Below are 12,938 nucleotides of genomic sequence, written 5' to 3' on the forward strand. Positions count from 1 at the left end.
TCATCCTTTCGCAAGAAACAGTTTGAAGGGAATATTCGACACGATCTATACGAATCCCTCTATCTGGAACGTAAAGCCGACTTATTCACACTTCGGAATGACCAAACTGCAAAAGCAAGCGAGAAGATTACTAACAGACTTCCGACATGCGCTGTCGTCTGCATCGAGGATGTAGCACCATTGACAAGACCGCCTACTAATGAACCTAATGAAATACCTATCTGCAGCGCTGAATTGTTGAAGCTCTGGTGTATCCCAGCTGTCTCTGCATCCGATTCAATGATATAGTTCTGCAGCGGCGGCGCCAGACTCCAGCTTAAGGCTGCCCAGATTACCATCACCACAAGGAATAATGGGAAGGAAACTGTAGAGAATGGAAGCAGGAATAAAATAATTGCAAATGATGCCACTACAAGGATGATACTCACTTTGGACCCAAATTTATCTGCCAGACTGCCTCCAAAGGCTCCTCCACCAACTGCTGCGATACCGAAAATAAAGTAGCAAATACTAATCCATTGCGTATTCAGACCTAACTCCGATTCAAGGAAAGGCGTGAAATAAGCGTAAATCGTATAATGGCCCGCAAGCAGGAACAGCATCGTCAAATGTGCTGTCAGCATTTTTTTATTACGCAGTGCTTTCAGCTGCGATTTCAGGGATTGCACTTGTTCTACCTCAATACGATCGAGCGTAAATGCGATTAATATCATGGAAAGCAAAGCCATTAATCCTATGAATAAAAACAGCATTCTCCAGCCGAATGCATCACTGATGATGATACCAATCGGTACCCCAAGTACGAGCGAGGAACTGATTCCCATATAAATGAGCCCGATTGCTTTAGCACGATGCTGCTGCTTGACGATTTTCGCCGCAATCGTCAAAGAAAGAACAATGATTAATGCTGTACTCATGGCAGTGAGGACTCGAGCAATCATGACAAAGAGGAAGGACGGACTCACGTATGTGATGACGTTCCCCAGTACAAATACACCTAACGTCAAAAGCAAAAGCTTCTTTCGTTCAATATTTGCGGTCATTGTATATAAAATCGGACCTGACACTGCATAGACCAAAGCGAACACTGTAATAAGCTGCCCTGCCTGTCCAATCGAAACCTGCAGATCATTCGCTATGGTAGGCAATATCCCCCCGACAATCAGTTCAACTAACCCTACCGATATAACAGAAATAGCTAATATAAAGACTCTGAAATTCAATTTTCATTTCCTTTCTATATCCTATATTCGAAAATGGCACATAAAAAAACTCCCCAATCACAGATTATAAATCTGTAATCAGGGAGTTATGGCTCCTGGTAGAGACCCTCAAACCAAATTATTGAGGTTATACAGTGTAACACGAACGTATTCCATTTTCTTATAGCATTATAGCAAGATACTGACATAACTGCAACACCGCTGGTTAATGGCTTCTACTCAAAAGAAACGGAATTTACTATGGATTTTATGAACGGGTTATCTGGATTTATTTCGGCTTCAAAAAGGCCAAAAGAGAATGTAAAGGCTTTTTCATCATGTATAAAAATGTTTTGTACGATTTTATTATTTTCATGACTAACCAATTCATATGTTTCTATACCATTGACTTCATATTTCCGATTACTTAAAAAGTCGATTCCAGCTTGCTGCTTAGCCATTTCAACATAAGCATCCGGGGTTAAATTCGGCATATACGATAAATCATCAACTACTAATACAAACGCAGCAGTATCATTTTGGAATCCGAACGTGATACTTCCGCTCTCCTCTTCTGGCGCTTCGATTAATTCAAATTCAGAAGGTATATCAAATGAAATGCTGTCGTATGTAAATTTTCCATCTTCAATCACATAGGTGTCTGTATCTGGTTCTGGCTTTTTTTCTTCCGTTGACTGTTCTGTCTCATTTGAATTTGCCTCTCCCTCTTTAGGTACTGATGTACTAGATTCTTTTGAGCCATCATTCTTAGAGGATTGATCAACTGACGTATCCAATCCACAACCACATAAGAAGAGTAAAAGAGCAGTAAATGATGCAATTAAGTACATTTTGTTCATCTCATCACCTCGCGCTAAAGTATAGCACATGATTATCCATTTTTAGAACAAAATGTAACAATGGAGAAAAAAGTACTGATTATGCATTATAATAACCCTAAATTAAATGTTTTTCTCTCTTCATGGACTATTGATTAATCTCTAGTTACCCAAGAAAACAAAAAACTCTCTAAATACATTTACTTTTGTATTCAGAGAGCCAGAAGAACCAAACCAATGATTAACTATACCTGATCTGTTCATTCTGTTTCGCATTTTTATCAGAGCATGAATATTCAGGTAAATACCCCAAATCCCTGCAGCAATCATACCTGCCTGCCCATATAAATTAAAACTTATCCAATAATCAAATACTACTAGTAACAAAACAAGAACGGCATGCAATTGAAATGATATTCCAACGATATTTATTCATCTTTACCTCCTAGCAGTTTAACTTATTAGCTAATCCTGACTCAACAACAGCTGTAAAAAAACGAAGCTTTATGATTGCTTTATCGGAAAACCTCGATATACAATAGACGCATGAATACAATCGAACTATTCAAAGCTTTGTCGAATGAGAAACGACTGCAAATACTGCATTGGCTTAAAGAACCGGAGAAGCATTTTCCCAAGCAGCAGGCACATCTGCCGAAGGAGGTTCATTACAAGGGCGGTGTCTGTGTCGGAGACATACAAGAAAAAGTCCAAGCCTCTCAATCCACGGTTTCGCAATATCTGGCCATGATGCAGCGCGCAGGGTTATTGGAGTCCATTCGTTATAACCAATGGACGTATTACCGCAGAAATGAAGAGACAATTCAGAGGCTAGCAGCTTACCTGGATAAAGAATTGTAACGACTTACAAGGGATCCTTTATGGATTTCTTTTCTTTCACTTTAAATATCGGTTTATTACGATATACAGAAATACAAATATACATCAATTGGAGTGACACGATGGCTTTAACTAAAAAACAGACATTTTTAGCATTCACGTTAACTTTATTGACGTTCGTTATGGGAACAAGCGAATTCGTCATTGTCGGCCTGCTGACAGAGGTCGCTGCTGATCTAAACGTAACGGTCGCATCGGCCGGAACACTTGTATCGGGATTTGCCATTGCTTATGCAATCGGCACTCCCGTCTTAACTGGCTGGGTAAGCCGTTTTCCGAAATACCCCTTGATGCTTACACTAATTGTCGTCTTTATTTTAGGTAATATTATTAGTGCTTTAACATCCTCTTTCGGAGTATTGCTAACAGCAAGAATCGTGACAGCAGCAGCAAGTGGTGTCCTTACCGCTTTAGCGATGACAGTAGCAAGTGATACAATGCCAGCGGCAAGACGTTCTTCGGTTATTGCACTCATTTTTGCCGGGTTCACGATCTCCAATGTCCTGGGTGTACCGCTTGGTACGTTCATAGGCCAATTAGGCTCATGGCACCTGACGTTCTGGGTGACTGCACTACTCGGTGTTATCGCCTTTGTCATCAGTCTATTCATCCTGCCAAAGACAGCAGCAGGCGAGAAAAGTTCCATCATGAAGCAGCTTGTCCTATTCAAGAATCCGAAAATCCTCGTCGGTTTCTTTATCCCGACGTTCAGTATCGCTGGAACGTATACAATCTACACGTATATCACGCCTATCATTGAGGATGAATTAGGTATTGCCTCCAGCTCAGTCGGACTTGTCTTGCTTGCATACGGACTCTTTTCCATCGCCAGCAACTTCTTAGCTGGAAAGATAGCCGGCCGTAACGGTATTGGAGATCTGCGTTATGCATTCATCATCCAAGCAATCATCATTGGCTCCCTATACGTGACAATGGGCATCACAATTGCCGGATTGATCAGCATCATGCTAATGGCAGTCATGATTTACGTCATGAATGCGACCATTCAAATTTATCTGATGGATCAAGCAGCAGCCTATTCGACAGCGGCCAGGGACTTTGCTTCCTCGCTGACTCCTGTATCCGTCAATATCGGTATTACACTTGGTTCTGCGCTAGGCGGGTTGGTCGTTGCATACGGAAACCTGCCAAACCTTGCGATTGTGGGCGGGATATGTGCTCTTATTGCATCCCTATTATCGTTTATCAGCTATCGAATGGAGAGCTGATACCTACCTATACAAAAAGACAGGTTGTCTTCAACCTGTCTTTTTCGTATGTAAGAAATCAGATTTAGTTATTGCATACATTTTCACATCACGCTGTGCTCCTTTAATAAATAGCAGCTTGCGTAATGTTCCTTCAAACGACATACCGGCCTTCTGCATCACTTTCTCCGATCCGCTATTTTTCACATCGCACTTTGCCTGAACCCGTTCAAGTTCCATTCGCTCAAAACCGAATTGAGTGACTTGCTTTGCTGCCTCTGTCATATAACCTTTATTCCAATACGGCTGCGCAAGCACATATCCAATTTCACCAACATGATGATTCTGCTGCCAAGAGACATAATTGATTGTACCAATCAGGCGCTTCTCCTCCTTAAGCTCAATTCCCCAAAAAACTGCCTGATTACTTTCGTATAAATTAAGAATGATATCCAAAAATTGCTGCGTATCCTCAATCGATTGGTGCGTAGGCCAAGTGACAAATTCTGAAACAGCCGGATCGGAACCATAGGCATATATTGCTTCTGCATCTGATAGGGTCAACTTACGAAGAAGAAGCCGCTCGGTTTCTAAGGATGGAAGATTCTCAAGTATATGTTCTGTTTGCATGTAAAACTTCCTCCCAACAATGTTTGTATATATTTTACATATGTATTCATCATCATAAACCAATGTTGGATCTCAATCTACTGAAAACAAAAAACTCCCTGACTACAGTTAACAACTGCATGCAGGAAGTTCTATTGAACTGATCTCTCCTAAAATGTCTGATACATATTTTTGCCATTCTTCTTCGCCTGATACAAAGCGGCATCAGCACTCCGCATCAACTCATACTCTTTCGTGCCATTCTCCGGGTAGAAAGCTATCCCGATACTGGATGTTGTCCTAAAGAGATTCCTGCCTATATTCCATGCTTTTTGAAAGGATTCAAGGATATCGTCCGCAATACGAAAAACATCATTTTCCTCTTCAAATTCCGGCAAAAGAATCGTAAATTCATCTCCGCCTTGTCTCGAAAGCACATCATGGTTCCGCAGGCATCCCTTGACCCTGCTAGCGAATTGCTTTAACAGCTCGTCGCCTACATCATGACCAAGAGTATCATTGATATATTTAAAATTGTCTAGATCCAAATACATAACAGCTACTTTTTTCCTGTTCTGCTTCGCCTCATCCAGCGCTTGCTCCAGCTTTTCCTTGAACAGCCTTCGGTTCGGCAGTCCCGTTAAGGTATCATGATAGGCCATATGCGTCAGTTGCTGTTCATATGCCAATCTTTCCGTAATGTCCCTTGATACAAAGAGGAAATGTTCAAATACCCCATGCTCATCGAAGATAGGGCTTGCTTGCGCCTCCAGCCAAATCCAATTGCCCATGATATTCTTAAAACGGAATTTTAGCACACAGCCCTCTTTTGTCATCACCATTTCACCCATCTTCTGCCGTACCTTCATACGGTCATCTTCATGCATGAAATCCCTCGCTGGTTTTCCCTCATACGCGACAGCAGGAAACCCAAGCACCGTTACATGGGACGGAGAAGCGTACTTGAAATAGCCTTCCCAGTCAATGATACAAACCAAATCTGTCATATTCTCCGCAATTAATCTGTATCGTGCCTCACTTTGCCGCAACGCTTCTTCAGCCATTTTTCTTCCGGTGTGCTCCTGTATGATCATTAAGTAAGAAAGCTCGCCTTCATACTCTAAAGAAACACCAGTTATTTCGACATCAATGATTGCTCCATCCAGACGCACTACTTTCTCTTCTGTCGGCGATATTACTGCTCCGACTCGATTTAATTGCCGGAAACGTTCTTCGACTATGTCTACATAAGCTGGAGGAGAAAAATCCAGAATTGATTTTCCTTTTAGTTCCTGTATAGAGGCAGCTCCAATCAGATCAACAAATGATTTATTTGCGTACAGGATGCTGCCTTCTCTGTGAATGACTATGGCTATAGGTAATGATTCCAGGAGCATCAGCTGCTGTACATCTAACTTTCCGAACATAAAGTCCTCTTCTCTACGATGCATCGCGACACACCACCACTATATATTCCACTTCCCCCCGTTCGTCCAGTACAGGAGTTCCGATAGCTTCGACAAGCAGCCATCCATTATTGGCGCACTTGTATCTGAACTTCACCTGCCGAGCTGTTTTATATGTCACAATCTGATGGATCCGGTTTTGAATCAATTCTACTTCATCAGTGTGAATCCATTTAAAAGCACTTTCTCCGACAAAGGTTTCAGGAGCTATACCAAGCAGCTTTTGATGGGACGGTGAAGCATAAAGTATAATGGCGTCCGAATTTATTATACAAATCAAATCCTGGACATTTTCTGCAATCAGACGATATTTCACATCATCTGAGCTGAATACAATTCCGGTTTCCTTTGTAATATCCACGGAGCATCCAATTACTTCGACTACTTTTCCTCCCCGGATGATTGGCCTCAGCGATGTGACATACGACAAACCATTTACTCTGGACTCGTATATGACATTCTCTTCCCCATTCCACGCTCGCTCATAGAATTCCATTTTTCTTTCCGCTTCTTCGGCCGGAAGAAAGTCTTTTAAGTCTTTTCCGATAAGCTGGTCAGGAGTAAACTGCAAGCGGTAGATCAGTTCTCCATCACAAAAACTATGGACAAACCGTTCATGTTCTTTTTTAAATTTAAAAATCATTCCCTGTTGTTTCCGTACTGCCTCCTGCAAGTCCTGATACGTATTTTCCACACCGCTTTTGAACCAAGTTTCCCTGGACTTCTCTAAGGAGATACCCTCATCCGGGATTATCTGTTCCAAACGAGGAATGCTTCTTTTAAATTCTTCGGGCTCAACCGGTTTACTGAAAAGATATCCCTGCGCCTCATTACATAGATTCTGCTGCAGGAAAACAAGATGATCCTTGGATTCCACACCTTCGGCAATCACTTCTAGCTTTAATTGATGTGCCATTGCAATAATCGTTTTGACAATGGTGGCATCCTTGGAATCAATGGTACAATTACGCACAAATGATCGATCTATCTTGATGATATCTATCGGGAATTCCTTTAAGTGATAGAGGGAACTATATCCGGTGCCAAAGTCATCCAAACTGATTCGAACACCTATCTGTTTCAATTTATTCAATACAGGCAATACATAATCGACATCCATCGTCATAGATTCGGTAATCTCCAGCTCCAGATACTCCGGAGAGAGTCGGGATTCTTCTAAAATAGACTGTACCTTCTCTGCCAAATCACCTTGATACAATTGAGAAGCCGAAAGATTAACCGCCACAATCATAGAAGACAGACCTTGTTCCTGCCACGCTTTATTCTGCATACATGCCGACCGCAGCACCCATTCTCCAATAGGAAGAATCATTCCTGTCTCTTCAGCAGCAGGGATAAAATCCAGTGGAGAAATGATTCCTTGCTCAGGATGTTCCCATCGGATCAACGCCTCCACTCCGCACAGCTTACCCGTCTGCAGGTTGAGCTTTGGCTGGTAAAGAAGACGAAATTCCTCTCTATCAAGTGCGAGCTTCAATTCTTCTTTCCATTTATTTTTAGTTGATTTATATAAATTCACTATCGCAACACCTCGTTCTGCTAGGTCTTTAACTCATGCTGCTGGCTTGCTTAGTAGGACAGTTCCTTTATCTTATAACGGCTATGTTGCTTTTGTATTAAATACGTCTGCTATATATGCTTCATGATTATACAACCATCCCCGGCTTGATACGATACTTTTTAATAATCCAAATATAGGAATCAGCTGCAACAGTAACCAACACTATTACAGTATCTATACCCCATTACATAGAGTGAAATTCTGCGTTCTAACATACAGGCCAATCAAAATAACCGCCAGCACAAATGCTGACGGTTTCTCGTAGTAATATATGTTCGCAACTAATCAATCTCTGTTAAATAAAACTTTCATCATTTTACAGATCTAAGTTCCTCTAATAAATGAGCAGAATTTAAGACCACCATCCACCTCGAACTCTAATGCTTTCTCTTAAGATAACATAAGAATGCTCTATTCCTTTCAATAACATAATATTCTCCTCTAAACGCTGTCTCAGTGCTTTATTCGCTTTTCCGTCAAAGCAATCCTCCAACGCATCCTTGAGTTTTATATGCTCATCCGAAAGTGATTCAATATGGTAGCACCGCTCTAAATACTTCTTATAAAACTTCTCATCTGCTTCCAAATCGTTCTTGATACTTCTTTCCAACTCTTTCTTTTGCTTTCGTTTCTCCAGAAATTCGTCAAATTCATCAAGTATATCAAACATTCTTATCATGCCTTCCACTAAAGAATCAGAACCTCAGCCAACCTGCCAGCATTTCGTCAATATGCGCAAAATCCTTCGCCATCTTGTTCATATTGTGTGCGATTTCTCCAGTGTCAGATTGTGCATCCTTCAGGAATCCAATCACTTCATCAAAATAATCCATCTCAAATAACATCGGAATCCCGTTTGGACCACTTACCGTCAAATCCCGATAGATATCATCTACATCGGAGCCATTCAGCTTATCAAATCTTCCCGATCCAACTTGCCCTTTGAATTTACTCTTGGCATATTTCATCGCCGAGAGATAATCATCCAAGAACTGCATCATCTCTTTTTTAGTCTTCGCAATCAGATCTTCGCTAGCTTCTACTTGTGCCGCATAAGCTTTCATTAATTCGGTTTGAATTACGATGTGAAAATCTGATACACCACTATTTTTCAGGAAGAGAGGTGATGTGGAGATAGCCGAGCGAAGTTTTTCATCAAATAGTAGATCTGATTTGTAGTAGCCATCTTCATTGTATAGACTTGCATCCGTGTAGTTCTTTATACCATGAGATCCAAGCATATCGGCCATTTGGTCACCTAAGCCATCTTTTCCAGCCGGGTCTTCCATATAATAAAGGGAGCCGATTGTTTTGTCATGAAACATAGCAACTGCATCACTCGGGTGTGCATATGTAATAATCTTGTCCTTATAATCCCCTTCGCGAACACGCTTCTGCTTGTCTTCATCCAGAAGACCGTAAGCATCCGCTGCGGCGAAGGTCACTGCGTTGGAATCATACATCACAGCACAATATTGAGCTAGTCCCCCGCCAAGAGAATGACCAGTAAAGGTTATATTTTCGGCACCATATTTCTCTACGTACTTCTTAACAGCAGCTTCCGCTTCGGTAAATTGGTTCTTGTTTGTGAACGTGATTGTACCATTGTCATTTAGCTTTGCATTGCCCGTCTGCAATGCCGCATCCTGTGATGGTGTCGCCACATAAGCTGTGGTTCCATATTCCTTTTTACTATAATTGGAATCACCACCGACTACGCCAAATGCATCTTCATAAACATCTTTAAGGAACCCGGAATAATCTACCTTTTTATCAGATTCATAGATTACAGTATCACCTTTAAGCGTGGCTCTATCACCAGCCTCACTCATAATGGCATTCTTCGTAGGTTCATCCAGACCTTTAAGTTCCACTTCTTTTGTGGTAGTTTTAGGGGGTTCAGTACCGCGGAAGCTGATAACAACCTCTTTAGTATCAGGGTTTTGGAGTACGTACCCATAAAGACCCGTCTCTTTATCTTCTATAATCTCTTGGGTTTCCCAGATAATACTCCTACCCGAAACCTTACTTTCAAAGTCTCCTTGTTCATCTTCGTAAGCTCCTTGAGACAAGATGCTTGCTTCAATATCCGTCATTTCGCTCATGGATTCTGACTCCTTTTCTTGCTACAATCAATCAAGAGGTGTTTTTATGAATAGATTACATATAACTCCATTTTTATTAATTATCTCCATTATAATATTAGGAGGTTGTAATGTGAATAATAATGAAGGCAATTATGATGATGAAACTATTAGTAAAGCCAAGGAAACTACCGAGAGTTACTTAAAAAATAACTACGTTGATGTAAAATCAGTAGAATTAGAAGAGCCATATCAATCGCAAATGGGTAGTTTATCTATTGATGGTACAGTTAATGACAAAGGATTCACAATACATTTAAACAATGACTTTACTGTAAGTTCTATTGGCAAAAAAGAAGGTTTCCCTGAGAAAAAAGAGGAATGTAAAGAGAGGGATTGTGAATACTGATAAGATTCTATTTATGAATAAAAGTATATTAAAGGTGCCTTCCAATTCTATTGGTGGGCACTTTTTGCAATCCTCATCTACTCCCTCCTTTTGTAAATAATTTCTATATAGATATGCTCTTCTTTGCTAGACCAAGAATATGAGGTGTCATAATGCACAAACACAAAATAATATATTCCCTTATATGTATCATCATATTGATACTATTGGGAGGTTGCGTTGCGCAGGATAACATTGATAATGAAATTGCCAGCGACATTAAAGAAATAGCAACAAGTTATATTGAAAACAATTACGAATCCATAGAATCTATTAAGTTAGATGAGCCTTATCGAGGACAAATGGGAAGTCTAACAGTAGATGGTACTGTTAATGGTAATGCAGGCTTCTCCATTAGCTTTGATGAAAATCTAAACGTATCAGGCATAGCGGAAGATGAAGGTTTTCCTGAGGAAAAGAAAGAATGCAGGAAGCAATTTTGCGAATAGCAGGAACAAATCGCAATTCACTCTTTACTATAATTAGAAGTATATCTATATGAAAAAGCTAAACATATCATTATCCCTAATCATCCTACTCTTGATTTTCACTGGGTGTACAGAAGAATACGATGAAGAGAAGATCACGAAAGCAAAACAGACTGCTGAAAGTTATCTTAGGAATAATTATCAAGATGTAGAATCAGTTAGAAGAACAGTATCAATCGCCAATGGGAAGCCTATCAATTGACGGAACAGTAAATGGAGCCGGCTTTACTATCGATCTGAACAAAGACTTTACTGTTGCTATAGTAGGAGAAAAGGAAGGTTTTCCGGAGCATAAAGATGTTTGCGAAAAAAAGGACTGCGATTACTAACTGTAAAAACCTTTAGCAGGTGACAAATATTATGAAAGACTTAACCATATTATTTCTGCTTTTCACAATGATTTTAGTATTTACTGGCTGCTCGGAAACATATGACGAAGCTACAGTTGCCGAAGCTAAGACTGTAACTAGAAGTTATTTAGAAAATAATTATGAAAATATCGAATCGATTGAGCTAGAGGAACCTGTAAAGTCACCAATGGGCAGTATGACGGTGGATGGATCAGTTAACAATGGTAAGGCATTTTCTATTAGTTTAAATGAAGATTTAACTGTTGCCAGCCTCGTTATACAAAGTGATGATTTCCCCGAAGAAAAAGCAGCATGCAGAAAGAAAAGCTGCGAGTATTAGTTTGGGTTCTTTTAAAATACTTTTAAGCGAGGTGATGTAATTTGAGGCACTCTATCATTTCATTACTTCTTTTACTACTGGTGCAGGCAATCCTGAGCGGAAAGCAGAATGCCAAGGCAAGGATTGTGACTATTGATCTTTAAAAGGAACAGAATGCTAACTCCTTGCTATAAGGAGTTAGCCTTTTTGATTAGTGCTGCTGATTGATATAAGCGTTTTTCCCCGCTCCCATACCAACAATCCAGAGCACTGCAGCTACAGCAACCAATAATGCCAATGGCACTGTCCAGCTTGACGTAACATCATGCAGCAAACCAAATAATGTCGGTCCTACTGCGGCCAATAAATAACCGACAAACTGCGCCATACCTGATAATTCTGCTGATTCCTGAGCTGACTGTGTCCGTAATACGAAAAACATTGTCGCGAGACTGAACACACCGCCTCCAGCTAACCCGAACAGCAATACACTGATAACACTGATCCATGTAATACCCGTCAGCAATCCGGAGAAGCTCATAACGAAACACAAAGCTATGATACTCACTATTCCCCTTTGTCCCGCAAGACGCCCTGCTAGGATCGGGAGTAGAAATGAAGTCGGCAGGCTGCAAAGCTGCGTAAGAGCTAAAAGCCAGCCAGCTGTTGATTCACTAAAGCCTTGATTTTGAAGTATTGTGGGCATCCAGGTGATCATGATGTAATACAATAGCGATTGCAATCCCATGAAACCTGTTACCTTCCAGGCGAGACCCGATGACCAAAGTTTCTTTCCTTTCTTAGGTAGGGAAATAGATGATGTTGTTACTCTCTGGCGCAGCTGCGGTATCCAAGCGACCATCGTTACAAGCGTCAAAATCACCCATACTGCGAGTGATCCATGCCATCCACTACCAAGACCGTTTGAAAGAGGAACACTAATTCCAGAAGCAAGCGCAGCCATCCCGTTCATGGTCATCGCATAAGCTCCAGTCATCACACCAACATTTTTAGGGAATTCCCGCTTGATCAAGCCTGGCAAAAGTACATTCCCCATGGCGATTCCGATTCCCGCTAAAGCCGTACCAACGAAAAGCATCCATACTGGTGAGAAAAACCGAAATATAAGTCCAACAGCTATGATAATCAGTCCGGCAAATAAAGTTCTTTCAATACCTACACGCCTAGAAATTCTTGGTGCGACCAGCGCAAATACAGCAAATGCAATCAAAGGCAAAGTAGTCAGCATACCAGTTGAAGCATTGCCGATGCCGGTATCTGAACGGATATTATCTATTAAAGGACTTAACCCTGTTATCGGCGCACGCAAGTTAGCACCGATAAGCATAATGCTTAAGACTAATACAATGACTCCAATACGGGAGGCATTCTGTTTTAATTGATTAGATTGTTCCATATGTCTTCTCCTTACTCTGTCCAGCA

At 40.9% G+C, this 12,938-nt stretch carries 13 protein-coding genes and 1 riboswitch; of the genes, 5 read left to right on the forward strand and 8 right to left on the reverse strand.

What is annotated here, in order from left to right; genetic code table 11:
* Positions 1-59: 59 nt before the first annotated feature.
* Entirely contained in the window at positions 60-1,223 is a 1,164-nt protein-coding gene (locus CHH91_RS16375) for an MFS transporter (protein ID WP_095224518.1), read from the reverse strand.
* Positions 1,224-1,278: 55 nt separating this feature from the next.
* Positions 1,279-1,378: riboswitch (purine riboswitch) on the reverse strand.
* Between the two features lie 60 nt (positions 1,379-1,438).
* Entirely contained in the window at positions 1,439-2,062 is a 624-nt protein-coding gene (locus tag CHH91_RS16380) for a hypothetical protein (RefSeq protein WP_141234180.1), read from the reverse strand.
* A gap of 525 nt (positions 2,063-2,587) precedes the next feature.
* On the opposite strand from CHH91_RS16380, the gene CHH91_RS16385 reads away from it, so the two are divergent.
* Positions 2,588-2,902, forward strand: a complete 315-nt coding sequence (locus CHH91_RS16385) for an ArsR/SmtB family transcription factor (protein WP_095224520.1) — start codon at positions 2,588-2,590, stop codon at positions 2,900-2,902.
* A 101-nt stretch (positions 2,903-3,003) separates the two neighbouring features.
* Positions 3,004-4,170, forward strand: a complete 1,167-nt coding sequence (locus tag CHH91_RS16390; protein ID WP_176465828.1) for an MFS transporter — start codon at positions 3,004-3,006, stop codon at positions 4,168-4,170.
* A gap of 30 nt (positions 4,171-4,200) precedes the next feature.
* On the opposite strand, the gene CHH91_RS16395 is transcribed toward CHH91_RS16390, so the two are convergent.
* From CHH91_RS16395 to CHH91_RS16415, 5 genes are all read right to left on the reverse strand, one after another.
* Positions 4,201-4,779, reverse strand: coding sequence for a GNAT family N-acetyltransferase (locus tag CHH91_RS16395; RefSeq protein ID WP_095224522.1), 579 nt, complete (start codon positions 4,777-4,779; stop codon positions 4,201-4,203).
* A 149-nt stretch (positions 4,780-4,928) separates the two neighbouring features.
* A complete protein-coding gene (locus tag CHH91_RS16400; protein WP_176465829.1) occupies positions 4,929-6,185 on the reverse strand; it encodes a diguanylate cyclase domain-containing protein in 1,257 nt (418 codons plus the stop codon).
* A gap of 13 nt (positions 6,186-6,198) precedes the next feature.
* Entirely contained in the window at positions 6,199-7,764 is a 1,566-nt protein-coding gene (locus CHH91_RS16405; protein WP_095224524.1) for an EAL domain-containing protein, read from the reverse strand.
* A gap of 394 nt (positions 7,765-8,158) precedes the next feature.
* On the reverse strand, positions 8,159-8,476 hold the full coding sequence (locus CHH91_RS16410; protein ID WP_095224525.1) for a hypothetical protein: 318 nt from the start codon (positions 8,474-8,476) through the stop codon (positions 8,159-8,161).
* A 25-nt stretch (positions 8,477-8,501) separates the two neighbouring features.
* Entirely contained in the window at positions 8,502-9,911 is a 1,410-nt protein-coding gene (locus tag CHH91_RS16415) for a Tle-like phospholipase domain-containing protein (protein WP_095224526.1), read from the reverse strand.
* Between the two features lie 112 nt (positions 9,912-10,023).
* On the opposite strand from CHH91_RS16415, the gene CHH91_RS16420 reads away from it, so the two are divergent.
* The 3 genes from CHH91_RS16420 to CHH91_RS16435 all read left to right on the forward strand — a co-directional run bounded on the left by CHH91_RS16420 (position 10,024) and on the right by CHH91_RS16435 (position 11,516).
* Positions 10,024-10,299 carry a hypothetical protein gene (locus CHH91_RS16420; protein WP_095224527.1) on the forward strand — a complete coding sequence of 92 codons (276 nt, stop codon included), beginning with the start codon at positions 10,024-10,026 and terminating at the stop codon, positions 10,297-10,299.
* A 152-nt stretch (positions 10,300-10,451) separates the two neighbouring features.
* Positions 10,452-10,787, forward strand: coding sequence for a hypothetical protein (locus CHH91_RS16425; protein ID WP_095224528.1), 336 nt, complete (start codon positions 10,452-10,454; stop codon positions 10,785-10,787).
* 399 nt (positions 10,788-11,186) lie between these two features.
* The gene (locus CHH91_RS16435; protein ID WP_095224530.1) at positions 11,187-11,516 is read left to right on the forward strand and encodes a DUF1433 domain-containing protein; all 330 of its coding nucleotides are present in this window, start codon (positions 11,187-11,189) and stop codon (positions 11,514-11,516) included.
* 190 nt (positions 11,517-11,706) lie between these two features.
* Here the strand turns inward: CHH91_RS16435 and CHH91_RS16440 are convergent, their stop codons facing one another.
* Positions 11,707-12,912, reverse strand: a complete 1,206-nt coding sequence (locus tag CHH91_RS16440; protein WP_095224531.1) for a CynX/NimT family MFS transporter — start codon at positions 12,910-12,912, stop codon at positions 11,707-11,709.
* Between the last annotated feature and the right edge of the window lie 26 nt (positions 12,913-12,938).

The organism is Virgibacillus sp. 7505 (assembly GCF_002272135.1).
Classification (GTDB): domain Bacteria; phylum Bacillota; class Bacilli; order Bacillales; family Amphibacillaceae; genus Terribacillus.